Genomic DNA, 23,767 nt, shown 5'->3' on the forward strand with positions numbered 1-23,767 from the left:
CGGTAAGGTTATTATGGCGGGAAGAACTATCCATCATCCTAACTATAATAATTGCTGTAGCTGGGCCACTGCGCTCTCATTCATGACACAACTTCCCCCCGCAGAATTACTCATTTTTTTGAATTAATCGGATTTCATCCATCACGGATGTTGTTCATTTTCTGGAATGCAACCAAGTGGGAATCTTATGAAAGAGACCAACGAATCCCGGCTATTAACGGCAGAAGTTACACGCCGAAAACTGGTCCAAACTACGCTTATCGGCAGTCTTGCCATGGCAACAGGGGCCTTTTCGCTCCCGTTCTCCCGCACCGCCCGTGCTGTGCAATCGGCAATAAATCCAGCCAATGATGGCAAAGTGATCTGGAGTGCCTGTACCGTCAACTGCGGTAGCCGCTGCCCGCTACGTATGCATGTCGTTGATGGCGAAATCAAGTATGTCGAAACCGACAACACTGGCGATGATGATTTTGATGGCTTGCATCAGGTGCGCGCCTGTTTGCGTGGCCGCTCTATGCGCCGCCGGGTATATAACCCTGACCGCCTGAAATACCCGATGAAGCGTATTGGCGCGCGCGGGGAAGGCAAATTCAAGCGCATCTCATGGGAAGAGGCGTTCGACACCCTTGCGGGCAGCATGCAAAGCATCATTAAGGAATATGGTAACGAAGCTATATATCTGAATTATGGCACCGGTACCTTAGGTGGCACCATGACCCGCTCATGGCCACCGGGATCGACGCTATTGGCGCGGCTGATGAATTGTTGTGGTGGCTACCTTAATCATTATGGTGACTACAGTACCGCGCAAATCGCTGCTGGCCTGAATTACACCTACGGTGGCTGGGCTGACGGTAACAGTCCCTCCGATATCGAAAACAGTAAGCTGGTGGTGCTGTTTGGTAACAATCCGGCTGAAACGCGCATGAGTGGCGGTGGGGTCACCTACTATCTGGAGCAGGCGCGGGAGAAATCCGATGCCAAGATGATTGTGATTGATCCACGCTATACCGATACCGCAGCAGGTCGAGAAGATGAATGGATCCCGTTGCGGCCCGGTACCGATGCGGCACTGGCATCGGCCTTGGCCTATGTGATGATCAGCGAGAATCTGGTGGATCAGCCGTTCCTCGATAAATATTGTGTTGGTTACGATGAGAAAACCCTGCCAGCAGGTGCGCCAAAAAATAGCCACTACAAAGCCTATATTTTAGGGCAGGGCGCAGATGAAACCGCCAAGACACCACAATGGGCGCAAGCCATCACCGGTATCCCAGCCGCAAGAATCATTAAACTGGGGCGCGAGATAGGTTCGGTGAAACCGGCTTATATTGCACAAGGGTGGGGGCCGCAGCGCCATTCCAACGGTGAAAATACCAGTCGAGCCATTGCCATGCTGGCGATCTTGACCGGTAACGTTGGCATTAATGGTGGTAATTCTGGTGCCCGCGAAGGTTCTTACGGTTTGCCGTTTGTCCGTATGCCAACACTGGAAAACCCGGTTAAAACCAGTATTTCGATGTTCCTGTGGACTGACGCGATTGAACGCGGGCCAGAAATGACCGCTACCCGTGATGGTGTGCGCGGTAAAGATAAACTGGATGTTCCCATCAAGTTTATCTGGAATTACGCCAGTAACTGTTTGATTAACCAGCACTCAGAAATCAACCGTACCCACGACATTCTGCAAGATGATAAAAAATGTGAAATGGTGGTGGTTATCGATAATCACATGACCTCGTCAGCTAAATACGCCGATATCATCCTGCCTGACTGCACCGCCTCTGAGCAGATGGACTTCTGCCTTGACGCTTCCAGCGGCAATATGGCGTATGTGATTTTTGCCGATCAAGTCATCAAACCGCGTTTTGAATGTAAAAACATCTATGAAATGACCACCGAACTGGCAAAACGCATGGGGGTGGAGCAGCAATTTACCGAAGGGCGCACGCAAGAAGAGTGGTTACGCCATCTTTACCAACAATCGCAACAGGCCATTCCTGAACTGCCTTCTTTTGAGGCGTTCCGTGAACAAGGTATCTTTAAAAAACGTGATCCGGCGGGGCATCATGTCGCCTACAAAGCGTTCCGCGCAGACCCTATTGCCAATCCGTTAACCACGCCATCAGGAAAAATTGAGATTTATTCTGCCGAGCTGGCACAGATTGCCGCCACGTGGGAACTGCAAAAAGACGATGTTATCGATCCGCTGCCGGTCTATGCCGCCGGTTTTGAAAGCTACGATGACCCGCTCAATCAGCAGTATCCATTGCAGTTAACGGGTTTTCACTACAAAGCCAGAACCCACTCCACCTACGGCAACGTCGATGTTTTAAAAGCGTCCTGCCGTCAGGAAATGTGGATTAACCCTATGGATGCCCGCAAGCGTGATATCAAAAATGGCGATATGGTGCGTATTTTCAATGGCCGAGGCGAAGTTCAGATTAACGCCAAAGTTACACCGCGCATGATGCCAGGGGTTGTGGCTCTGGGTGAGGGGGCGTGGTATAGCCCGGATGAGAAACGCATTGATCGCGCGGGCAGTATTAACGTATTGACCACTCAGCGGCCTTCTCCGTTGGCGAAAGGGAATCCATCCCATACCAACCTCGTTCAAGTTACCAAGGCATAAGGAGCTGACTGATGACGACGCAATATGGTTTTTACATCGACTCCAGCCGTTGCACTGGGTGCAAAACTTGCGAGTTGGCCTGTAAGGATTTCAAAAACTTATCTACCGATGTCAGCTTCCGGCGTATCTACGAATATGCCGGTGGGGATTGGCAGCAAGATAATGGTGCATGGCACCAAAATGTGTTCGCTTACTATCTCTCTATCGCCTGTAATCACTGTAGTGATCCCGCCTGTACCAAGGTATGTCCGAGTGGCGCAATGCATAAGCGTGATGATGGTTTCGTTGTGGTAAACGAAGACATTTGCATTGGGTGTCGCTATTGCCATATGGCATGCCCATACGGTGCGCCGCAATATGACGAAGCCAAAGGGCATATGACCAAGTGTGACGGCTGCTATGAAAGAGTTGCTGCCGGTAAGAAACCGATTTGTGTCGATTCCTGCCCGCTGCGGGCGTTGGATATGGCCCCTATCGATGAATTACGCGAGAAATACGGTGATTTGGCCGAAGTCGCACCATTGCCAGCAGCCCATTTCACGCTGCCGAATATCGTAGTGAAACCTAATGCCAACAGCCGTCCGGTCAGAGATACCACCGGTCATCTGGCAAATCCGAAGGAGGTATAATATGGGCATGGGATGGCATGAATGGCCACTAATGGTCTTTACGGTACTGGGGCAGTGCGTGGTCGGCGGCTTTATAGTGCTGGGGCTGGCGCTGATATTCGGTGGTTTGAATCACGGGCAGCAACAGCGAATTCACCGCAGCATGTTGGTACTGTGGGTGCTGATGGCGCTGGCTTTTATCGCCTCGACACTGCATTTAGGTTCGCCACTGCGAGCATTCAATTCATTGAACCGCATTGGCGAGTCGGCGCTCAGTAATGAAATAGCCGCCGGTTCACTGTTCTTTGCGGTGGCGGGTTTTTACTGGTTGTTGACTGTATTGGGTAAAATGCCTGCGGTACTCGGCAAGATCTGGCTAGTGATCGCTATGGTGCTGGGCGTGGTATTTGTCTATGCCATGTGTCGAGTCTATTCCATTAATACTGTTCCCACTTGGGACAACCTCTATACCCCGCTAGGCTTTGTTCTTACCACCTTGATTGGCGGCCCGATGTTGGGTTATCTGTTGTTACAACTGGCCGGGATTAATGGGCGAATGATGCTGCAACTACCGATGATCAGTGTATTGGCACTGATTATCAGTATTGCCAGTGTCATTATGCAGGCGGCCAGTTTGTCGATGATTTACAGCTCGGTACAGCAAGCTTCTGAGCTTATTCCCCACTACGGCACACTGATGGTGTGGCGTTTGGTGTTGCTGGTTCTGGGGCTGGGCTGCTGGATCTGTCCGTTAATCAGAGGTCGCACACCGATGACGCTTGGCATGATCTTCGCTATGCTGCTTATCTTTGCGGGTGAGCTAATTGGCCGTGGCGTGTTTTACGGGTTGCATATGACGGTCGGAATGGCAATCGGCGGTTAAATATAGCCTGATGGCTACTGAGCAAAGCTCATGTTGGGTTTACGCCCAATGTGGCTTTGCTCGCAATGCTTCACCCGTTTGATAGCGAATTGATCACGCTCTTGAGGTAACAAAATGGTTGAAAACAATATGACTTATCAACAAATTGCGCTGACCGGTCACGTATTGGGTGCGCTGTTTTATTGTGAACCGGACAGTCCGGCGTGCAGTGATATTGTGGCGCAACTCAGCAGTGGTGAGTGGGTAGCCCAGTGGCCTTATGGCCTGGAAACTCAACTGATGCCCATTGCCGCTTTATTGGCGCAAGACAAATCAGATGAGACTCTGGAAGAGGCTTGGCAGCGGCTGTTTATTGGCCCATATGCGCTGCCCGCTCCCCCTTGGGGATCGGTTTATCTGGATAAAGAAAATGTCCTGTTTGGCGACTCGACGCTCAAACTGCGTGATTGGATGGCGCAGCAGCAAGTGGAAGTGACACTGGAGCAGCAAGAGCCAGAGGATCATTTCGGCTTATTGCTGATGATGGCGGCCTGGCTGGCAGAACATCAACCGGCGGATTTACCGGTCTTACTGGCAGAGCACCTGTTACCGTGGGGGTATCGTTATCTCGCTTTACTGCAATCTGATGCCGGGCACCCGTTTTATCAGGGGTTGGCTGAGTTAACGACCCTGACATTGACCCATTGGCAACACGAATTACAGGTGACGCCTGCGGTGATTGAGTTATATCGCTGACTCAGAATTTATTTATTCAATAACGAGTGTCACTTTTTTGCCAATATTGCCAGCCATACTAATCAGAGAATCAAGAGTGAATTTTTCAGTTTTTTGATTAACAACATCGGAAACTCTCGGACGCGACACATGTAATAATGTGGCTGCGTCCACTTGCCGTATTCCTTCTGATTTAATCCAATTGGCAATAGATGTCATGAGCGCTTTTTTCATTGCTAAAGCCTGTTCAATTTCTGCATTTGACTCCGCTAACAATTGAGTTGCTTTGTCATCAGCAAAGCCTAAGTCAGTAAAAATATTGTCTCCAGCGGTAGTGATGTGACGTGATGCTGTATCAATTTTATCTATCATTTTTTGTTCTCCGCTCATGAATAACTTCTTTATAACGAACCTTAATAATATTGACGTCTTTCTGACTGGTTCTTTGCGATTTTTTTTGGAAACTGTGTAATACGTAAATTTTCTCTTCGAATTTAGCAATATAAACAACACGATAAGCTTTGGAATTATCATCTAACCGTATTTCAATAATCCCAGCTCCCCAGTCATTTATTGGTTTGAAATCATTAGGTTCGATACCATGCTGGATATTGCGTAGTTGCTTCCCCGCTACCGCACAAGCACTTTCTGGGAAAGCCTTCAGATCCTCAAGTGAACTACCACGCCAATCGATTATTTTTCCAATCATTCATCACTCCTTGATGTATGTATAAAATTTTATACATTCGAGTGAAATAATCAATCCGTTTTTTGTACTGTTACATTCTTATCTAAGCGGCTTTTATCCGAGCTATCTCTCTATCCGTGTCGACTAATTTGTGACCGGCTTCTACTTTCCTTGCACTCACATTGGACAAGCTGCGAGGCGTTTGTATTATTACATTGAATATAAATTTAATAGTGAATATATATTCAATGCGGAGAAAAATAATGAAAAATACCCTACTGAAATCCTGTCTTACCGCAGCATTGATCTCAATGGCGAGTGTTGCTGGTGCCGCCAGTAACGGCCTGATCGCCATTATCACCCCCTCCCACGATAATCCGTTCTTTAAAGCGGAGGCGGAAGGCGCTAAAGCCAAAGCCACGGAACTGGGATACACCGTACTGGTGGCTTCCCATGATGATGATGTGAACAAACAAAACCAACTACTGGAAACTGCCATCGCTCGTAAGGCTAAAGCGATCATTCTGGATAACGCCGGATCAGATGCCACTATCGGGCCATTGAAAAAAGCCAAAGCGGCCGGTATTCCGACTTTCCTGATTGACCGTGAAATCAATGAAACTGGAATCGCAGTATCACAAATCGTGTCGAACAATTATCAAGGCGCACAACTCGGCGCTGAGAAATTCGTTACGTTGATGGGTGGCAAAGGCAAATATGTTGAATTGCTCGGCCGTGAGTCCGATACCAACGCTCATGTTCGTTCACAGGGTTATCACGACGTGATCGACGAACATAGCGACATGAAGATGGTTGCCCAACAGACTGCAAACTGGAGCCAGACTGAAGCGTTCAACCGTATGGAGTCCATTTTGCAGGCTAACCCAGATATCACTGGGGTAATTTCCGGTAACGACACTATGGCACTCGGTGCAGAAGCTGCATTAAAAGCAGCGGGCCGTAATGATGTCATCGTCGTCGGCTTTGACGGCAGTGACTATGTCCGCGATTCCATCATTAACAAAGGCAATATCAAAGCCACTGTATTACAGCCGGGTTGGGCACAAGCTCAGATGGCGGTGGTGCAGGCTGATAAATATCTGAAAACTGGCAAAACCGGGTTGGAAGAAAAGCAACTGATGGATTGCGTATTGATTGATGAAAACAATGCCAAGAATCTGAATGTCTTTGCACTGAAACAATAATCGCGACTGAAACACCCATCTTATAATCACCGGTTATTAAAACCATGGTTTAAGAATGAGGGGCGTAATCGCCCCTCCTGACAGGAGGCAGTATGTGGTTCAGTGCCTTATCGAAAGCAGGCGGTTTGTTGGTTATCAGCACTGTGCTGGTGGCTTGTACCGTGGTTGATTTGGATGAAAACGGTAAACCGATTCTGCCAGTCGATCCTAACGCGGTGGTCAGCGACTATAACCAGCCACCGGACAAAGTCGCTTCCACCATTTGGGTGAGTAAAGTTATGCCGTTTGCCAATAGCAATGCACTCAGTTGGCAGCAGGTAAAGCAGCAACAAAGTCAGCCAGCAGCAGGGAAAAATAGCCAAAGTCGTTTTGTTCGTTTTAACGGCAAAGTGGTGGCGGTAGACACAGAAGGGCGGGAAGGGTTGATTCGTTTGGCTATTGACGGTGACGAGCAAGTGCTGCAAGTGGGGCCAATCGTCAAAGGTAATGCCATTCGTGATGCATCAACGTTTATCCGCTTCGAAGATTTTAAAAATCAGGTGCAATACGCCCAGCTCTCTAAAGCATTAAGCAAGCGTGCTTTGCAGGATGTGGCAAAACCCGATGCCAGTTGGATCGGGCAGCAAGTCGAGGTATTGGCAGCGGTGACACTCACCCCTACCGGCCTGAGCAACGGTGTGCCGCTCAGTGTGAATAAGGAGAGCCACTAATGGACCACAGACCTGACATCGTCATGCATGCTGAGGACATTTCAATGCGTTTTCCTGGCACATTGGCGCTAGATGCTGTCAGTTATAACGTTTATCGCGGCAAAGTTAATGTGATTATCGGCGAAAATGGTGCCGGGAAATCTACCTTAATGAAGATCTTGGCTGGGGTACAGCAACAAACATCCGGCCAAATTTACCTGAATGGTAACGCGGTGAGTATTGCTAATACTCGTGAGGCAGCGGCACTGGGTATTGGCATGGTTCATCAGGAGCTGAACCTGTCGGAAAACCTCAATGTTGCGGAAAACATCTTTTTGGGGCGTGAGATTCAACAAGGTTTGAAACCCATTAACCAGGCGGCGCAGGAGCTGATTGCTGAACAGTTAATGGCGCGTCTTGATCAAGTCATTTCGCCTAAAGAGATGGTATCAAACCTGAAAGTAGGCCAACAGCAATTGATTGAAATCGCCAAGGCGCTGGCAGAACAGGCGGATATTCTCATTCTGGATGAGCCGACGTCGGCGTTGAGTAAAACCGAAGTTGATATCCTGTTTCGGGTTATTCGCGAACTGACGCGACAGGGTGTTTCCATCGTCTATATCTCACATCGTTTGGAAGAGTTAATGGCGATTGGTGACTACATCACTATTTTACGTGATGGCCGTTTTCAGGCCGAAGCTGCGGTAAAAGATATTGATGTGCCGTGGATTGTGCGTGAAATGCTGGGTAGTGATCCGGTTTCCAGTTTTCTTCACCCGGACCGTACATTCGGTGCGCCGATGATGGAGGTTGATAACGTCACGTTAATCAATGAATCCGGCAACACGGTAGTGAATCAGGTCTCATTGCAAGTGCGGGCGGGTGAAATTGTCGGCATCTATGGGTTGATGGGGGCGGGGCGTACCGAATTGTTTGAATGCCTGCTGGGTACGCAACAGAACTATCTTGGCACTATCCGGCTCAATGGTACGTCGATTAATGCCAAAACCTCAACGGCAGAGCGTATCCGTCTGGGGATGAGCCTGGTACCGGAAGACCGTAAAAAAACCGGTATTTTCCCCGTGTCATCGGTGGCGAATAACCTGACCATTTCCAGCTTATGGCGTCGGTTGAAACACCGCTTTGCCATCTGGCAGGAGAGTGAATCACAGGTGGTTGCCTCGGTGATTGGCGACCTGTCTATCAAAGTCTCTTCACCGGAAGTGGAAATTCAGGCGCTCAGTGGTGGCAATCAGCAAAAAGTCGTCATTGGCCGCTCATTACTGACCAGTCCAAACATTCTGCTGTTGGATGAGCCAACGCGAGGTATTGATGTCGGGGCGAAAGCTGATGTGTTTGAAATGATGGTGAAACTCTCTGAACAAGGGATTGGTATTTTGTTCTCAACCTCTGATCTGAAAGAGATCATGGCGGTATCTGACCGCATACTGGTGATGTCGAATGGCAAGCTGACCGCGAACTTATCCCGTCAGTCGGCCAGTGAATCGGCATTGGTTACGGCAAGCGCACAAGGGTTCGAATGATGAAAGCAACAACTGGCACTGCGTTGGCGAGTCACCGGCCCGGTGGCGCGTCGTGGTCACGGGAAAATATGCTGCTGCTTCTGCTCAAGATGCGCACCTTTATTGCCCTGTTTTTGATTCTTGGTTTCTTCTCTGTGATGGTTCCGGGCTTTCTGGCGACGGGCAGCCTGATCATTATGGTGAAGCATATCGCGATCAATGCCTTCCTCGCACTGGGCATCACGTTTGTCATTATCACCGCAGGGATTGACCTCTCTATCGGGGCAACCTTGGGGTTGTGCGGCATGATTGCGGGCTGGATGATCACCCAAGGTATTGTATTACCGATGTTTGGTATTGCCATTTTCCCCAGTGTTTGGGTGGTGGTTCCGGTGGTATTGGTCATCGGTGCACTGATTGGCGCGGTCAATGGTTGGATCATAACCCGCTATAACGTCGCGCCGTTTATCTGCACCCTCGGCACCATGTATGTGGTTCGTGGTGCGGCGATGCTGATTTCTGGCGGTGAAACCTTCCCAGGCTTACAGGGCAATCCACAACTTGGAAACACCGGTTTTGATCTGCTCGGGTCCGGCACGTTACTGGGTTTGCCGATCGCTATCTGGATCATGTTCATTTTGGCTCTGGTGATTGCCTATGTAGCGCGTCGCCTACCTTTTGGTCGCCATGTCTACGCTATCGGTGATAACGAGAGAGCTGCCGAACTGTCAGGCGTTAAAGTCCGGCAGGTTAAAGTTTGGGTTTACACCATTTCCGGTTTCTGTGCGGCAATTGCCGGGATCATTGTTTCCGCTCAACTGGTGGCCAGCCACCCTGCGAACGGCAGTGGCTTTGAGATGAATGCCATTGCGGCTGTGGTGTTGGGGGGGACGTCTCTGGCCGGTGGCCGTGGCACCATCCTCGGTACACTGATCGGCGCATTTGTTATCGGTATTTTGGCTGACGGGCTGGTGATGATGGGGGTCAGCGAATTCTGGCAAATGGTTATCAAAGGTATCGTGATTATTGTGGCTGTGATTATCGATCAAATGCAAAACCGTATGCAGCACAAAGCAGCAATTGTGTCGCAAAAAGCCAGCGTAGTCGCGCAAGTGGGCAAAAGCGAGCAGGCATAAAGAACCATAACGGCTAATGGGCTGATGGGGTAACACCTTGCCCTGAACCGCAGAACACTGAAGAGGTAACGCCGGAGGAAGATTTCCGGTCAGGCTTGATGAAAGCTATTTTTTAGCACCATCAGGAATAAATATTCGTCAATGAGTAAAAATTCAATGGCGAAGGAAAATATAAGAGAGGTAATGTCATGAATCCGTATTCACTGTCAATCGATGAGCTGGTGAGAAAGGCGCGGGCTATCCGCCGCCGGATCGTCCTGCTTAATGCGAACAGCCCCGCAGGGGGGCATACCGGTGCTGATCTTTCGCAGGTAGAGATTCTGACCGCACTCTATTTCCGCATCCTTAATTGCGCACCTGACCGGTTAACTGATCCTGAGCGCGATATCTATGTGCAATCTAAGGGCCATGCCGTTGGTGGTTATTACTGCTGTCTGGCGGAAGCGGGTTATTTCCCAGAGGAATGGTTGGCGACTTATCAACACGCTAACTCCCATCTGCCGGGCCATCCGGTAAAACATAAAACGCCGGGGATCGAATTAAATACCGGCGCGCTAGGACATGGTTTGCCGGTCGCGGTCGGGATCGCATTGGCGGCAAAACGCGCCAACAGCAAACGCCGAGTGTTTGTTCTGACCGGCGACGGTGAGTTAGCCGAAGGCAGTAATTGGGAAGCCGCATTAGTGGCTGCTCACTATCAATTAGACAATCTAATAATCATTAACGATAAAAATAAACTCCAACTGGCGGGCACCACCAAGTCAATTATGAATACCGACCCGTTGGCGGATAAATGGCGTGCATTTGGTTTAGAAGTAACGGAATGCCAGGGTAATAACATGCAATCGGTGGTGGAAACATTGGAGGCATTACAACCCAAGGGTAAACCCAATGTGGTGATTGCCAACACCGAAAAAGGTGCCGGTATCTCCTTTATTCAAGGGCGCGTGGAGTGGCACCACCGGGTGCCGAAAGGTGCTGAAATTGATCTGGCACTGGAGGAATTGAGCGATGAGTAATGCAGAACATTTGGCCTCAGTAATGGTTGAGCAGTTTATCAAAGCCGTGGATAACGGTGTTGATCTGGTTCCGGTGGTGGCTGATTCCACCTCGACGGCGAAAATCGGGCCGTTTACTGCCCGCTTCCCTGATCGCGTGGTTAACGTAGGTATTGCCGAACAAGCGATGGTCGGCACAGCCGTGGGCTTATCTATGGGCGGGAAAGTTGCAGTAACCTGTAATGCTGCGCCATTCCTGATTTCACGTTCCAATGAACAACTGAAAATCGATGTTTGCTACAACAACAGCAATGTCAAATTGTTCGGCCTCAATTCCGGTGCCAGTTACGGGCCGTTGGCCAGTACCCATCACTGTATCGATGATATTTCTATCTTACGTGGTTTTGGCAATATCGAAATTTATGCTCCCTCTGACCCGCAAGAGTGCCGTCAAATAATTGATTATGCTATCGCACATCAGGGACCGGTCTATATTCGTCTGGACGGCAAATCCTTGCCACAACTCCATGATGAACACTACCGCTTTGCTCCGGGGCAGATTGATGTCTTGCAGGATGGTCAGGATATTGCTCTGGTTGCGATGGGCTCTACAGTGCATGAGGCTGTTAGTGCGGCTGCAATACTGGCGGATAACAACGTTTCTGCTGCGGTGGTCAACGTTTCTTCTATTCGCCCGTGTGATACTCAGCAACTGTTAGCCATTCTCCAGAAGAGTCAGCGGGTGATTACCATCGAAGAGCATAACATTAATGGTGGTGTGGGCAGTTTGGTGGCTGAAGTGTTGGCCGAAGCGGGCAGCGGGATCCCATTGGTGAGATTAGGTATTCCTGATGGCGGCTATGCGATTGCTGCCGACAGGGCAGATATGCGCGCCTGGCATGGTTTTGATGCGGCAGGCATTGTCGCTCGTGCGCTGCGGTTTTGCCGAGGAGAGTAATCATGTCAACGCCGATTATTCTGGCTATTGATGAAGGCACCACCAATGCCAAAGCCATTGCGGTGGACACGGCCGGGCAGATTCTGGCGAAGGCTTCAGTGCCTCTTGTGCTGAATCACCCAAGGCCCGGCTGGGCAGAGCAGGACCCGCTGGCTATCTGGCAGGCGGTATCTTTGGCAATTGAAGGCTGTCTGAATCAGTTGGCCGGTGCGCGGGTGGCCGGTGTTGCCATCAGTAACCAGCGTGAGTCGGTGCTGATTTGGGAGCGGGAAACCGGCACACCACTGACGCCAGTGGTGAGTTGGCAATGTCGGCGCTCGGAGCTTTTCTGTCAAACGCTAAGCCAGTTACCGGAAGCGGCAATGATTGCCGAACGCACTGGATTGCAAATTGATCCGCTGTTTCCGGCAGCCAAGGTTCACGGCATGCTGGCAGAAATCCCGCGTGGTGTGGAGCGAGCGGCTTACGGTGAACTGTGCGTCGGGACTATCGACTGCTGGCTAACCTGGCAGCTCAGTGGCGGCCAAAGTTTCTCGACCGATTTCTCCAATGCAGCCCGTACCCAACTGTTTAATATTCATTCCGGCCAATGGGACCCTGACCTGCTGGCGCTATTTGGTATTCCCAGTCTCTGTCTGCCTGCGGTATTACCCTCGGCGGCTATCCATGGACACACCGGTAATACCGGTATTACTGGCTTGCCACCAGGGGTACCGATTGTGGCACAAATCGGCGACTCCCACGCCGCACTCTATGGGCAGGGGGGCGACCGGGCGGGCGAAATCAAAGCGACCTATGGCACCGGCTCTTCCTTGATGACCACCGTGAAGCAGGCGGTGACACAGAGTCACGGTCTGAGTACCACCATCGCCTGGCATAACGGGGAATTACGTTATGCCCTCGAAGGCAATATCACGCATACCGGTTCGGGTGTGGCGTGGGTTTCACGCATGCTAGGTATCACGGATTTAGCGCATTTGACCGAGATGGCGCAAAGTCAGTCAGGTAATCAGGGGGTTTATTTTGTTCCAGCCCTCTCGGGATTGGGGGCACCTTATTGGGATAGCCAGGCTCGCGGCCTGTTCTGTGGCCTGACCGATGCCACTACCCCTGCGGTATTAGCTCGCGCCGGGTTAGAGTCGGTCGCCTACCAAATAGCCGACGTCTTTTTTGCCATGGAGCTGGCCGGTAACCATCGTCTTGAACGGCTGCGGGTAGATGGTGGGGCGACCAGCAACCGCTGGCTGATGCAATTTCAAGCCGACCTGTTACAGCGCACCTTGATACGCAACCATACCGCCGAAGTCTCGGCTCTGGGGGCGGCATATTTAGGCGGGAAAACCTTGGGCTGGTGGCAGGATAACCAGCAATTAGCTGCACTTCCCCGTGAAGTGGAATACATCGAACCGCGCGCTCAAAGTGCGGAGATGCAAGATAACTATAGCCTCTGGCAAACGGCCATCGCGCGCGCGCGTTTTCAGCCGAAATAACCCACACTAGGAGTAAGCATATGTCAGCAATACCTCGTAAGTTAACTTTCGCGGTGATTATCGGCAACCGGGGGTTTTTCCCAAGCTATCTGGTGGCTGACGCGCGCCGTGATGCTCAGGCGCTATTCGATAGGCTGGGCATCAACATCATTATGCTCAATGAAGAGCAAACCCCCTTGGGGGGAGTAGAAAACTGGCGTGATGCCAACGTGTGTGCCGAGTTATTCCGTAAGCACAGCGAAGAGATCCATGGTGTAGTCGTGATTCTGCCCAACTTTGGTGATGAAAAAAGTGTCTCAGATGCTATTCGCCTCTCAGGCCTTAAAGTACCGGTATTAGTACAGGCTGAAGAAGATGCGCTGGATAAAATGGGGCTGGCGACACGTCGCGACAGCTTCTGCGGTAAAATATCACTATGTAATAACCTGCGCCAATATGGCATTCCATTCACATTGACCAAGCAGCATGTTTGTAGCTTAAACAGCGAAATATTTAGCCACGACGTGGAGCAATTTGTACAACTGTGCCGTGTGGTACATGCCATGAAGCGGGTGCGTGTCGGGGCTATTGGTGCTCGTCCAACTAACTTTAATACTGTGCGTTACAGCGAGAAGTTATTGGAGAGTTTGGGCATTACGGTTGAAACTCTCGATTTATCCGAAGTGTTCTTCCGCGTCGCTAATCTCAGTGATAACGATATTCGTGTTGGTGAAAAACTGGTGTTGTTAAAAGCCAATGGTGACACCAGTGCCATCCCACAAGATAAGTTACACAAAATGGCGAAACTGTTTGTGGTTATCAGTGAATGGATTATTGCCAACGATATCGATACCACCGCCATGCAGTGCTGGACCTCGCTGCAACAGAATTTAGGTATCAACGTTTGTTCCATTATGAGCGTGATGTCTGGGCAACTGATGCCAAGTGCCTGCGAAGTGGATGTGATGGGGGCGCTATCGATGTATGCATTGGCGAGTTGCTCACTGGCGCCGGCCTCAATTGCTGACTGGAATAATAACTTTGGCGCAGAGCGCGATAAATGCGTGTTATTCCACTGTGGCAACTTTGCCAGTGAAAGTCTGGAAAGCTCCACCATGGGTACCGCTGATATTATCGGAACAACGGTGGGTTGTGAAAATACATGCGGTGCTGTCCATGGCCGCATGAAGTCCGGGCCATTAACCTATTTCCGCCTCTCTTCTGATGATTTTACCGGCCAGGTTCGGGCCTATGTCGGTGAAGGGCGTTCTGTCAGTGACGAGTTAGATACCGTGGGTTGCCGTGCGGTGGTGGAAGTGCCACAACTGGAAAGTTTACTTACGCATATCTGTAATAACGGTTTTGAACACCATGTGGCGATGAACCATTCAGCGACAGCTCAGGTATTGCAAGAAGCATTCAGTAAGTATCTGGGTGTTGATTGTTACTGGCATGGGAAGTCGCCGCTTTAGCTTCAATGACGTTATCAAATGCCGCACCAGGGAGGGTACGGCAAGTCATCATGGCGGCGACTAGCTAAGCTCCGCCGCTCTAAAGTAAGGTTTCGGCGGTTAACCTATCGGTAATCAATACATCAATATAGTTACCCGTCAGTGCGCCACGAATGGCGGCACTTTTCTCTACCCCTCCGGCCAGCGCTACCACCCGGGGGCAGGCGCGCAGTTGTGGTAGCGACATACCAATCACCGGATCTTCTTCATCACTGAGTACCGCATTGCCAGCAGCATCAAAATAATGCAGACATAAATCACCCACCGCCCCTCGTTCTGCCAGCAACTGGAGCATTTCTCCGTGATAATAGTTACCGGAGTTCCTCAATAGTTGTGATGGTTCCAGATCACCAATTCCCACCAATGCCAGATCAACTTCGGCAAATTTATTTACCACATCAGCAACTTCACCACTGGATATCAGGCGTGCGCGATCTTCAGTGGAACGCTCAATGCTTTGAGCGGGCAGCAAGTAAGCCGGGCAATTTAAAATAGTGGCTAATGCTTGAGTTAACAGCGTGGCTTGCACATTACCATTGGGGCCAACTCCACCTAGTAATTGGATAACTCCGCTGGTTTTGATATTGAGCGGGTGAAGGTTATCAACCATTGCCCGGATAGTGCTACTCCATGACGAGATCCCCACCATATCGTTTGGGCGAATACTGGTTTGCATATAGTGGGCAGCAGCAGAACCAATAGCTTGCTTTATCTGGGCTGGGTTGGCGTCATCAGCAATATCCACCACAATGGCCTGATCGATTCCATAGTGTTTTTGAATCCGTGATTCGATACCAATAAACATATTAGCAGGTTGAATCACGCTGATTTTTACCACCCCTTCTTTAACGCAACGGGTTATCGCTCGGGAGACAAAAGACTGAGATAAATGCAGGCTGTCAGCAATTTCAGATTGCTTCATACCTTCGGTGTAATACAGCGTGGCGATTTTCACCAGCAACCGTTGTTCATCTTGTCTCGACATGGTTCCGCCCCGCTAAATACCTGATGCTGGTATTTTTATTCAAAGCTGAATAAATAACAAGCCGAACCGAATTTTAACGTTAGGGAGCTTGTACAAACAAACCGATCCCCCTATCACCTCCGAGTTACGGGGCATTAGGTGTGCCGGTTGATGGCGATTCCTCTGTTTTCTCTGCTTCTTCTTGTTGATCAGGCGGCGGCATAACATCCTGGATCATTTGCTCGTCAAAGCTAGGGTTCAGCGCTGGCGACAGCGGGGAACTGACCAGACTGTCCGGTATTGCCATATGTGGCACCGGCGCATCGTTAACAAATTCGTCCTGATCCTGTTTCACCGTTCTGCTCAGTGTTATCAGGCCCACACCGCACAGTGCGAAGAATGCATACAGAATATTGCCACCCAGGGGCTGAATCAGGGCACCTACAGCGAGCGGCCCGATACTGGCACCAACGCCAAATGACATCAGTAAACATGCCGCCAGCGACACTCGCCGCTCTGGTGCAATCAGGTCATTAGCCAGAGCGACCACCAATGGGTAGAGGGTGAATTGCAACATGCTGACGACAAACCCTAGACCCAGTAAGAAATGGAACGAGATATGGGGCACCAAAGCCAGCGGCAGTGCAGTTAATGCCAGTAATAATGCGTTAATGCGGATCAATAGCGTGCGGTTATAGCGATCAGACAACCAACTAAGAGGAAACTGGGCCACTAAACCGGCAAAGATAGATAATGCCATAAACAGGCCGGTCTCCTGCGTTGATAGCGATTGCAGGCTGGCATAGACCGGTGCCAGCCCATAGAAGGAGCCGACAATCATGCCAATTACCAACGTTGATGCCAGTATTTTGGGAATTGAACTGATAAAGAATTTCAGCTCCATGGGGGCTGGGGACATTTGTTGGGCATTACTGCGCGTTGTCAGGGCTACAGGCACCAGGCAAAGGGCAAAAAATAGCGCAATAATCATCAGGGTGCTCAAACCCAACTCAGGTTGGAGCATTAATACCACCTGGCCCAATGCCATACCGGCATAGGTTGCAGCCATATAAACACCAAACACGATACCGCGCTGATTAGAGGCGGCCTGATCATTGAGCCAACTTTCCAGCACCATAAACTGACACATCATACAAAGGCCAATAATCAAGCGCAGAACTACCCATGCGGGGATGTATTCAGTAAGTCCATGGCTTAACACTGCCGCTGTGATAATACCGGCACAGGCGACATAAGCGCGAATATGGCCTACACGGGCTATCAGAAAATGGCCGACCTTGCCACCGATCACCAGACCAATATAATTTGCGGCAATAATTGCCCCAATTAATGCGCCTGAGACATGGATGGCGGTCAACCTTAGCGAAATATAGGTCGTCAATAAGCCTGAACCCAGCAACATCAAAACGGTTGCACTATAAAGGGGGAAGAAGGCGTTAAGCGTTTTTTTCACTATCTCGTCCTTAGTTCATCATCCCGGATAAATATCCAGTACCACTGATGCAACTCGCCGCATCCTACGTTGCCGAAAAATTCGAATAGCCCCTTTGATACTAACATTTGAGCCTGCGAGGTAAAGCTTTGTACGGGAAAGCGCTTTTTTCATTCCTCCTTGCGAGACGTTTCGCATAACTGACAGTGGTTGCCGTTACGGGCTAAAGAAGTGCTACTATCGGCGGCGGGAGATTTTATTAGAGTAGGGGGCAACAATGAGCGAGAAACAATTACGCCAGCTCAGTATTGCAATCGGCGATAAGCTAAAGGCCCGTGGTGCCTGGGTGACCTGTGCTGAATCCTGTACGGGTGGCTGGGTGGCTAAAGCATTAACTGATATTGCGGGGAGTTCAGCGTACTTTGACCGTGGTTTCGTGACATACAGTAATGCGGCCAAACACGATCTGCTGGGCGTGAGCGAAACCACGTTGGCAAATTATGGTGCTGTGAGTGAAGCAGTGGTGCGGGAGATGGCGCTCGGTGCATTGAGAGAAGCGAATGCTGACTTCGCGGTGTCTATTAGTGGCATTGCCGGGCCTGATGGCGGCAGTGCGGATAAACCGGTTGGTACGGTATGGTTTGCTTTCGCTGCACGTGAAGGGCAGATTTTAGCATGCAAACAGATTTTCCCCGGTGATCGTGATGCAGTAAGGCTGCAAGCGGCTGTTTTCGCACTACAAACACTATTCGATGATTTTCTGTAAAAATAGGCTTGATACTGTATGATTGTACAGTATAATTAGCGGTAATTTCCTGCACAAAACAACATTCAGTGGTAATGGTAGGGGTAACCCCGGCATACCAGAGAGGGAGTAAAAATGGCTATTGATGAGAATAAACAAAAGGCGTTAGCAGCAGCACTGGGCCAAATTGAAAAACAATTCGGTAAAGGCTCTATCATGCGCCTTGGCGAAGACCGCTCAATGGATGTTGAAACCATCTCTACCGGTTCTCTTTCTCTTGATATCGCATTGGGAGCCGGTGGCTTACCAATGGGGCGTATTGTTGAGATTTATGGCCCTGAATCATCAGGTAAAACAACGCTGACGTTGCAGGTTATTGCCTCCGCACAGCGTGAAGGTAAGACTTGTGCATTTATCGATGCCGAGCATGCTCTTGACCCAATTTATGCCAAAAAATTAGGTGTAGATATTGATAATCTGCTGTGTTCTCAGCCAGATACCGGTGAGCAAGCATTGGAAATTTGTGATGCCTTGACTCGTTCTGGCGCGGTTGACGTTATCATCGTTGACTCCGTTGCTGCATTGACACCTAAAGCCGAGATTGAAGGTGAAATCGGCGACTCTCACATGGGCCTTGCGGCACGTATGATGAGCCAGGCTATGCGTAAGCTAGCCGGTAACTTGAAGAATGCTAATACCTTACTGATCTTTATTAACCAGATCCGTATGAAGATCGGCGTTATGTTTGGTAACCCTGAAACTACCACCGGTGGTAACGCACTTAAATTTTACGCGTCTGTACGTTTAGATATCCGTCGTATTGGTGCAGTAAAAGACGGCGATGTGGTTGTTGGTAGCGAAACTCGCGTCAAAGTGGTGAAAAACAAAATTGCAGCGCCATTTAAACAAGCTGAATTCCAGATTCTGTACGGTGAAGGCATTAACATTAACGGCGAGCTCGTTGATTTAGGTGTTAAACACAAACTGATTGAGAAAGCCGGTGCATGGTATAGCTACAACGGCGACAAAATTGGTCAAGGTAAAGCGAATGCCAGCAACTATTTAAAAGAAAACCCAGCGGTTGCGGCAGAGTTGGATAAAAAACTGCGTGAAATGCTACTTAACGGTGGGAATGGCGAACAACCTGTAGCAACAGCAGCATTTGCCGATGAAACTGATGAAACTAGCGAAGAGTTTTAATTAATAAGGTTAAAACAGCGCATTAGTCTTAGCAGATTAAGTAGTTAACAAGCGGCCCATCAATTGGGTCGCTTGAGCCAATAGCGATTTGTATTCAGCCCTCCACTCCTGCTCATCCCCAAAGTAATCAGAATCCGTACTTGCCTGTAACACCGGAAATAGGAAGGGTATTACCTACCGCAATTGAAGCTGCTAACATCGCTAGAACCTCAAGTGAGAGCCGCCAACACAGCAGTAACGCCAAGTTATAAGGGTAATACCTAAAGTAATTGGGGTTACAGCAAGGCAGCCAACGAATGAGTCCCGATGAGCTGACCTTTGTCAGTGATTCGGGTGAGTGAGAGCCGCCAACACAGCAGTAACGTCAAGTGAGAAGGGTAATACCCAAAGTAATTGGGGTTACAGCAAGGCAGCCAACGAATGAGTCCCGATGAGCTGACCCTTGTCAGTGATTCGGGTGAGTGAGAGCCGCTAACACAGCAGTAACGTCAAGTGAGAAGGGTAATACCCAAAGTAATTGGGGTTACAGCAAGGCAGCCAACGAATGAGTCCCGATGAGCTGACCCTTGTCAGTGATTCGGGTGAGTGAGAGCCGCCAACACAGCAGTAACGTCAAGTAAGAAGGGTATATGAATGACCTGTTAAGCCGCGCCATGAGACTACTCTCTCAGCGTGATCATAGTGAATCGGAGCTGCGCCGTAAGCTGGCAGCCCAACCTTTTTCGGCAAAAGGGAATTGGGGCCGGCGCGCCAACAATGAAAATGACAAACCCGTCGAAGATATTGATCCTCAAGCTATCGAACAAGTTATTGCCTATTGCTACCAACACGATTGGTTAGACGATTCCCGCTTTGCCACCAGTTACATTAATAGCCGTAGCCGCAAAGGCTATGGTGCACAACGTATCCGTTCAGAATTGATGCAAAAAGGGGTCGATAAAGAACGAATTCAAGCCGCTTTTGAAATCAGTGAAATCGACTGGTGTTTACTTGCAAAAGAGCTTGCACAGCGTAAATTTAGTGAAACTTTGCCTGTAGAATGGAAAGAAAAGGCAAAAGTTCAGCGTTATCTCCTCTATCGTGGCTTCTTCCAAGAAGAAATTCAGTCTATTTACAATGATTTTGTCGATTGAATGCACGCGGGATTTTACTTCCCTTCGAAGAAAATTTATCTTATTCCCACTTTTGGTTCGTGAGTTGACTCATTGTGTTGCCGGTTATTGGTACACGATTAGCTCACGGGCTATTCTTTTAGCTTGTTTCCGGGACAATTATGAGCAAGAGCACCGCTGAGATTCGTCAAGCGTTTCTCGATTTCTTCCATAGCAAGGGACATCAGGTTGTATCAAGCAGCTCTTTGGTCCCTAATAATGACCCAACGCTGCTGTTTACCAATGCCGGGATGAACCAGTTTAAGGATGTTTTCTTAGGTTTGGATAAACGGGCCTACTCCCGTGCGACGACCTCTCAGCGCTGTGTGCGAGCGGGTGGTAAGCATAATGACCTTGAAAACGTAGGTTATACCGCACGTCATCATACGTTCTTCGAAATGTTGGGTAACTTCAGTTTTGGCGATTACTTTAAGCATGATGCCATCAATTTCGCTTGGGAATTATTAACTGGCGAACAATGGTTTAACTTACCGAAAGAGAAACTTTGGGTAACCGTTTACGAAACTGATGACGAGGCTTATGAAATCTGGGCCAACGAAGTCGGCGTTCCACGTGAACGTATCATCCGTATTGGTGATAACAAAGGCGGTGCCTTTGCATCTGATAACTTCTGGCAAATGGGTGATACCGGGCCATGCGGTCCTTGCACTGAGATTTTCTTTGACCATGGTGACCATATCTGGGGCGGTCCTCCTGGATCGGCAGAAGAAGATGGCGATCGCTATATTGAGATCTGGAACCTCGTCTTCATGCAGTTTAACCGCCAGTCAGATGGCACTATGCTGCCACTGCCTAAGCCTTCGGTTGATACTGGTATGGGGCTTGAGCGTATTGCAGCGGTATTACAGCATGTTAATTCTAACTATGAGATTGACCTGTTCCGCGATTTGATTAAGGCCGTGGCGCAAGCCACCGGTGCCACCGATCTTTCTAGTAAGTCGCTGCGTGTCATCGCTGACCATATTCGCTCTTGTGCCTTCCTGATTTCTGATGGGGTTATCCCGTCGAATGAAAACCGTGGTTATGTTTTGCGCCGTATCATTCGCCGCGCTATTCGCCATGGCAATATTCTGGGTGCTAAAGAGACGTTCTTCTATAAATTAGTTGCTCCATTGATTGCCGTGATGGGATCTGCTGCTGATGAATTGAAACAACAGCAGGCGATGGTTGAACACGTTCTGAAAACAGAAGAAGAGCAGTTTGCGCGTACCTTAGAGCGTGGTTTAGCCCTACTGGATGAAGAACTCAGTAAATTGACCGGTGATACCCTTGATGGTGAGACGGCTTTCCGCTTATATGATACTTACGGCTTCCCGGTTGATTTAACTGCTGATGTTTGCCGTGAGCGTAATCTGAAAGTGGATGAAGCTGGTTTTGAGCAAGCGATGGAAGCTCAGCGTCGTCGTGCCCGTGAATCCAGTGGCTTTGGTGCCGATTATAACAACATGATCCGTGTTGATAGCGCCAGCCAGTTCTCCGGTTATGACCATGTTCATCAACAAGCTACCGTCACCGCATTGTTCCGCAACGGAGAAGCCGTTGATGAAATTAATGCCGGTGAAGAGGCGGTTGTTGTACTGAATCAAACGCCGTTTTACGGTGAGTCTGGTGGCCAGGTTGGCGACAAAGGCGAACTTAAAAATGCGACTGCAACCTTCGCGGTAGCGGACACTCAGAAATATGGCCAGGCTATAGGTCACTTGGGGCAATTGACTCAAGGCACCCTGCGAGTGAACCACAGTATTGACGCCCAGGTTGACGTCGCACGCCGTAACCGTATTCGTTTAAACCACTCAGCAACCCATTTACTGCATGCTGCATTGCGTAAAACACTGGGTGAGCACGTTGCTCAGAAAGGCTCGTTAGTCAATGACAAGTATCTGCGTTTTGACTTCTCTCATTTTGAAGCCATGAAACCAGAACAAATTCGTCAGGTAGAAGATCTGGTCAACGAGCAAATTCGCCGTAACTTGCCAGTCCAGACGGAAGTAATGGAATTGGATACGGCAAAAGAAAAAGGGGCGATGGCCCTGTTTGGTGAGAAATATGACGACCAGGTGCGAGTTCTAACCATGGGCGATTTCTCAACTGAACTGTGTGGCGGTATTCACGCCAGCCGTACTGGTGATATTGGCTTGTTCCGCATATTGTCTGAATCAGGCACTGCGGCAGGTATCCGTCGTATCGAAGCAGTGACCGGAGAAGGTGCAATTGCACTGCTACACCAGCAAACTGACTTGCTTGCAGATGTCGCCCATCTGGTGAAGGGTGATAGCCATAACTTGGCAGATAAAGTCCGCGCCGTGTTAGATCGCAGCAAAATGCTAGAACGTGAATTGCAGCAACTGAAAGATCAACAAGCTGCTCAGGAAAGTGCTTCATTGTCATCCAATGCGAAGCTGATCAATGGCGTGAAATTGCTCGTCAGCCAGTTAGACAATGTTGAACCAAAAATGCTGCGGACTATGGTTGATGATCTTAAAAATCAACTGGGGTCGGCCATTATTGTGTTGGCAACGACAGCAGATGATAAAGTCAGCCTGATTGTGGGTGTAACCAAAGATCTTACCGGTAAAGTAAAAGCGGGTGAGTTAATCGCAGATATTGCCCAGCAAGTAGGCGGTAAGGGCGGTGGGCGGCCTGATATGGCTCAAGCGGGTGGTACCGACGTTCAGGCATTGCCATCAGCATTGGCAGGCGTGGAAGCTTGGGTAGCATCCCGATTATAAGTAAGTAATGATCTATTAAATCAATACGCCATATCTCTATGCTGGGTATGGCGTTTTTCAATTTTCATGTCATAGTTCGAAAACAAAGTTAAACGCAAAGTTGTTTGCTTCAGCTAAACTTGTATTAGTTAGAGACTCGACCAAGCTACTTACATTTTATGTGAATGTGATGGCTTACGTTTTCACGGTGTATGATGGATAATGGCGGGGAAACTGAGAGACCCGACTCTTTTAATTTTTCAAGGAGCAAAGAATGCTTATTCTGACTCGTCGAGTTGGTGAAACACTCATGATTGGCGATGAGGTTACGGTTACTGTATTAGGGGTTAAAGGCAACCAGGTTCGAATTGGTGTAAATGCTCCGAAAGAAGTTTCTGTTCACCGTGAAGAAATCTACCAACGCATCCAAGCAGAAAAGTCTCAACCTACGACTTACTGATTTTGAAGCAGCGTCTCGTGTTACACGAGGCGCTACTGCTGTCTATTCTCC

Annotated in this window: 21 protein-coding genes; 17 read left to right on the plus strand and 4 right to left on the minus strand. The window is 49.3% G+C overall.

From position 1 onward, the window contains the following. The first annotated feature begins 187 nt into the window (after positions 1-187). From dmsA to dmsD, 4 genes are all read left to right on the plus strand, one after another. Positions 188-2,632: a dimethylsulfoxide reductase subunit A gene (gene dmsA, locus A6J67_RS08195; RefSeq protein ID WP_050086421.1), complete on the plus strand. Its 2,445-nt coding sequence runs from the start codon at positions 188-190 to the stop codon at positions 2,630-2,632. Between the two features lie 11 nt (positions 2,633-2,643). Further along, positions 2,644-3,261: a DMSO/selenate family reductase complex B subunit gene (locus tag A6J67_RS08200; RefSeq protein WP_005181957.1), complete on the plus strand. Its 618-nt coding sequence runs from the start codon at positions 2,644-2,646 to the stop codon at positions 3,259-3,261. A 1-nt stretch (position 3,262) separates the two neighbouring features. After that, a complete protein-coding gene (locus tag A6J67_RS08205; RefSeq protein WP_050296862.1) occupies positions 3,263-4,123 on the plus strand; it encodes a dimethyl sulfoxide reductase anchor subunit family protein in 861 nt (286 codons plus the stop codon). A gap of 129 nt (positions 4,124-4,252) precedes the next feature. Further along, positions 4,253-4,858 carry a Tat proofreading chaperone DmsD gene (gene dmsD / locus A6J67_RS08210; protein WP_005181966.1) on the plus strand — a complete coding sequence of 202 codons (606 nt, stop codon included), beginning with the start codon at positions 4,253-4,255 and terminating at the stop codon, positions 4,856-4,858. A gap of 12 nt (positions 4,859-4,870) precedes the next feature. Here the strand turns inward: dmsD and A6J67_RS08215 are convergent, their stop codons facing one another. After that, entirely contained in the window at positions 4,871-5,209 is a 339-nt protein-coding gene (locus A6J67_RS08215; protein WP_032905536.1) for a helix-turn-helix domain-containing protein, read from the minus strand. Next, the gene (locus tag A6J67_RS08220; RefSeq protein WP_050072589.1) at positions 5,199-5,546 is read right to left on the minus strand and encodes a type II toxin-antitoxin system RelE/ParE family toxin; all 348 of its coding nucleotides are present in this window, start codon (positions 5,544-5,546) and stop codon (positions 5,199-5,201) included. Before A6J67_RS08220 ends, A6J67_RS08215 begins: the two co-directional genes overlap by 11 nt. A 242-nt stretch (positions 5,547-5,788) precedes the next feature. Between A6J67_RS08220 and A6J67_RS08225 the strand changes: the two genes are divergently transcribed. The 8 genes from A6J67_RS08225 (at position 5,789) to A6J67_RS08260 (ending at position 14,975) form a co-directional block, all read left to right on the plus strand. Next, entirely contained in the window at positions 5,789-6,730 is a 942-nt protein-coding gene (locus A6J67_RS08225; protein ID WP_032905537.1) for a D-ribose ABC transporter substrate-binding protein, read from the plus strand. A gap of 92 nt (positions 6,731-6,822) precedes the next feature. Continuing rightward, positions 6,823-7,440, plus strand: a complete 618-nt coding sequence (locus A6J67_RS08230) for a DUF2291 family protein (protein WP_050086417.1) — start codon at positions 6,823-6,825, stop codon at positions 7,438-7,440. Continuing rightward, a complete protein-coding gene (locus tag A6J67_RS08235) occupies positions 7,440-8,963 on the plus strand; it encodes a sugar ABC transporter ATP-binding protein (RefSeq protein WP_032905538.1) in 1,524 nt (507 codons plus the stop codon). Before A6J67_RS08230 ends, A6J67_RS08235 begins: the two co-directional genes overlap by 1 nt. Further along, positions 8,963-10,078 carry an ABC transporter permease gene (locus A6J67_RS08240; RefSeq protein WP_032905539.1) on the plus strand — a complete coding sequence of 372 codons (1,116 nt, stop codon included), beginning with the start codon at positions 8,963-8,965 and terminating at the stop codon, positions 10,076-10,078. Before A6J67_RS08235 ends, A6J67_RS08240 begins: the two co-directional genes overlap by 1 nt. Positions 10,079-10,266: 188 nt before the next feature. Beyond that, positions 10,267-11,097, plus strand: a complete 831-nt coding sequence (locus tag A6J67_RS08245) for a transketolase (protein WP_005181977.1) — start codon at positions 10,267-10,269, stop codon at positions 11,095-11,097. Further along, entirely contained in the window at positions 11,090-12,034 is a 945-nt protein-coding gene (locus A6J67_RS08250) for a transketolase family protein (protein WP_032905540.1), read from the plus strand. The genes A6J67_RS08245 and A6J67_RS08250 overlap by 8 nt, the downstream gene beginning before the upstream one ends. A 2-nt stretch (positions 12,035-12,036) precedes the next feature. Next, positions 12,037-13,524 carry an FGGY family carbohydrate kinase gene (locus tag A6J67_RS08255; RefSeq protein ID WP_005181981.1) on the plus strand — a complete coding sequence of 496 codons (1,488 nt, stop codon included), beginning with the start codon at positions 12,037-12,039 and terminating at the stop codon, positions 13,522-13,524. Between the two features lie 20 nt (positions 13,525-13,544). After that, the gene (locus tag A6J67_RS08260) at positions 13,545-14,975 is read left to right on the plus strand and encodes an L-fucose/L-arabinose isomerase family protein (RefSeq protein ID WP_105165825.1); all 1,431 of its coding nucleotides are present in this window, start codon (positions 13,545-13,547) and stop codon (positions 14,973-14,975) included. A gap of 79 nt (positions 14,976-15,054) precedes the next feature. Here the strand turns inward: A6J67_RS08260 and A6J67_RS08265 are convergent, their stop codons facing one another. Beyond that, the gene (locus tag A6J67_RS08265; RefSeq protein ID WP_005181984.1) at positions 15,055-15,999 is read right to left on the minus strand and encodes a sugar-binding transcriptional regulator; all 945 of its coding nucleotides are present in this window, start codon (positions 15,997-15,999) and stop codon (positions 15,055-15,057) included. Positions 16,000-16,123: 124 nt separating this feature from the next. After that, complete coding sequence (locus tag A6J67_RS08270) at positions 16,124-17,452, minus strand: MFS transporter (RefSeq protein ID WP_005181985.1); 1,329 nt, start codon at positions 17,450-17,452, stop codon at positions 16,124-16,126. Positions 17,453-17,708: 256 nt separating this feature from the next. Here A6J67_RS08270 and pncC point away from each other — a divergent pair, with 256 nt between their 5' ends. From pncC to csrA, 5 genes are all read left to right on the plus strand, one after another. Next, entirely contained in the window at positions 17,709-18,197 is a 489-nt protein-coding gene (gene pncC, locus A6J67_RS08275) for a nicotinamide-nucleotide amidase (RefSeq protein ID WP_042568483.1), read from the plus strand. Positions 18,198-18,311: 114 nt separating this feature from the next. Then, a complete protein-coding gene (gene recA, locus A6J67_RS08280) occupies positions 18,312-19,376 on the plus strand; it encodes a recombinase RecA (protein ID WP_005181988.1) in 1,065 nt (354 codons plus the stop codon). 629 nt (positions 19,377-20,005) lie between these two features. Continuing rightward, positions 20,006-20,509, plus strand: coding sequence for a recombination regulator RecX (gene recX, locus A6J67_RS08285; protein ID WP_042568482.1), 504 nt, complete (start codon positions 20,006-20,008; stop codon positions 20,507-20,509). A 140-nt stretch (positions 20,510-20,649) separates the two neighbouring features. Beyond that, positions 20,650-23,277, plus strand: coding sequence for an alanine--tRNA ligase (alaS, locus tag A6J67_RS08290; protein WP_005181993.1), 2,628 nt, complete (start codon positions 20,650-20,652; stop codon positions 23,275-23,277). 253 nt (positions 23,278-23,530) lie between these two features. Next, the gene (csrA, locus tag A6J67_RS08295; protein WP_002209449.1) at positions 23,531-23,716 is read left to right on the plus strand and encodes a carbon storage regulator CsrA; all 186 of its coding nucleotides are present in this window, start codon (positions 23,531-23,533) and stop codon (positions 23,714-23,716) included. The last annotated feature ends 51 nt before the right edge of the window (positions 23,717-23,767 follow it).

The organism is Yersinia sp. FDAARGOS_228, from assembly GCF_002073315.2.
Classification (GTDB): Bacteria; Pseudomonadota; Gammaproteobacteria; order Enterobacterales; family Enterobacteriaceae; genus Yersinia; species Yersinia intermedia.

Excerpts from the sequence above, each read along its gene's own strand:
- A6J67_RS08250 (WP_032905540.1), top strand. The coding sequence starts at position 11,090 with ATGAGTAATGCAGAACATTTGGCCTCAGTAATGGTTGAGCAGTTTATC.
- A6J67_RS08260 (WP_105165825.1), top strand. The coding sequence starts at position 13,545 with ATGTCAGCAATACCTCGTAAGTTAACTTTCGCGGTGATTATCGGCAAC.
- A6J67_RS08205 (WP_050296862.1), top strand. The coding sequence starts at position 3,263 with ATGGGCATGGGATGGCATGAATGGCCACTAATGGTCTTTACGGTACTG.
- A6J67_RS08225 (WP_032905537.1), top strand. The coding sequence starts at position 5,789 with ATGAAAAATACCCTACTGAAATCCTGTCTTACCGCAGCATTGATCTCA.
- A6J67_RS08230 (WP_050086417.1), top strand. The coding sequence starts at position 6,823 with ATGTGGTTCAGTGCCTTATCGAAAGCAGGCGGTTTGTTGGTTATCAGC.
- dmsD (WP_005181966.1), top strand. The coding sequence starts at position 4,253 with ATGACTTATCAACAAATTGCGCTGACCGGTCACGTATTGGGTGCGCTG.
- A6J67_RS08220 (WP_050072589.1), bottom strand. The coding sequence starts at position 5,546 with ATGATTGGAAAAATAATCGATTGGCGTGGTAGTTCACTTGAGGATCTG.
- alaS (WP_005181993.1), top strand. The coding sequence starts at position 20,650 with ATGAGCAAGAGCACCGCTGAGATTCGTCAAGCGTTTCTCGATTTCTTC.
- A6J67_RS08245 (WP_005181977.1), top strand. The coding sequence starts at position 10,267 with ATGAATCCGTATTCACTGTCAATCGATGAGCTGGTGAGAAAGGCGCGG.
- A6J67_RS08235 (WP_032905538.1), top strand. The coding sequence starts at position 7,440 with ATGGACCACAGACCTGACATCGTCATGCATGCTGAGGACATTTCAATG.
- A6J67_RS08240 (WP_032905539.1), top strand. The coding sequence starts at position 8,963 with ATGAAAGCAACAACTGGCACTGCGTTGGCGAGTCACCGGCCCGGTGGC.
- A6J67_RS08265 (WP_005181984.1), bottom strand. The coding sequence starts at position 15,999 with ATGTCGAGACAAGATGAACAACGGTTGCTGGTGAAAATCGCCACGCTG.
- A6J67_RS08255 (WP_005181981.1), top strand. The coding sequence starts at position 12,037 with ATGTCAACGCCGATTATTCTGGCTATTGATGAAGGCACCACCAATGCC.
- dmsA (WP_050086421.1), top strand. The coding sequence starts at position 188 with ATGAAAGAGACCAACGAATCCCGGCTATTAACGGCAGAAGTTACACGC.
- csrA (WP_002209449.1), top strand. The coding sequence starts at position 23,531 with ATGCTTATTCTGACTCGTCGAGTTGGTGAAACACTCATGATTGGCGAT.
- recX (WP_042568482.1), top strand. The coding sequence starts at position 20,006 with ATGAATGACCTGTTAAGCCGCGCCATGAGACTACTCTCTCAGCGTGAT.
- A6J67_RS08200 (WP_005181957.1), top strand. The coding sequence starts at position 2,644 with ATGACGACGCAATATGGTTTTTACATCGACTCCAGCCGTTGCACTGGG.
- A6J67_RS08215 (WP_032905536.1), bottom strand. The coding sequence starts at position 5,209 with ATGATAGATAAAATTGATACAGCATCACGTCACATCACTACCGCTGGA.
- pncC (WP_042568483.1), top strand. The coding sequence starts at position 17,709 with ATGAGCGAGAAACAATTACGCCAGCTCAGTATTGCAATCGGCGATAAG.
- recA (WP_005181988.1), top strand. The coding sequence starts at position 18,312 with ATGGCTATTGATGAGAATAAACAAAAGGCGTTAGCAGCAGCACTGGGC.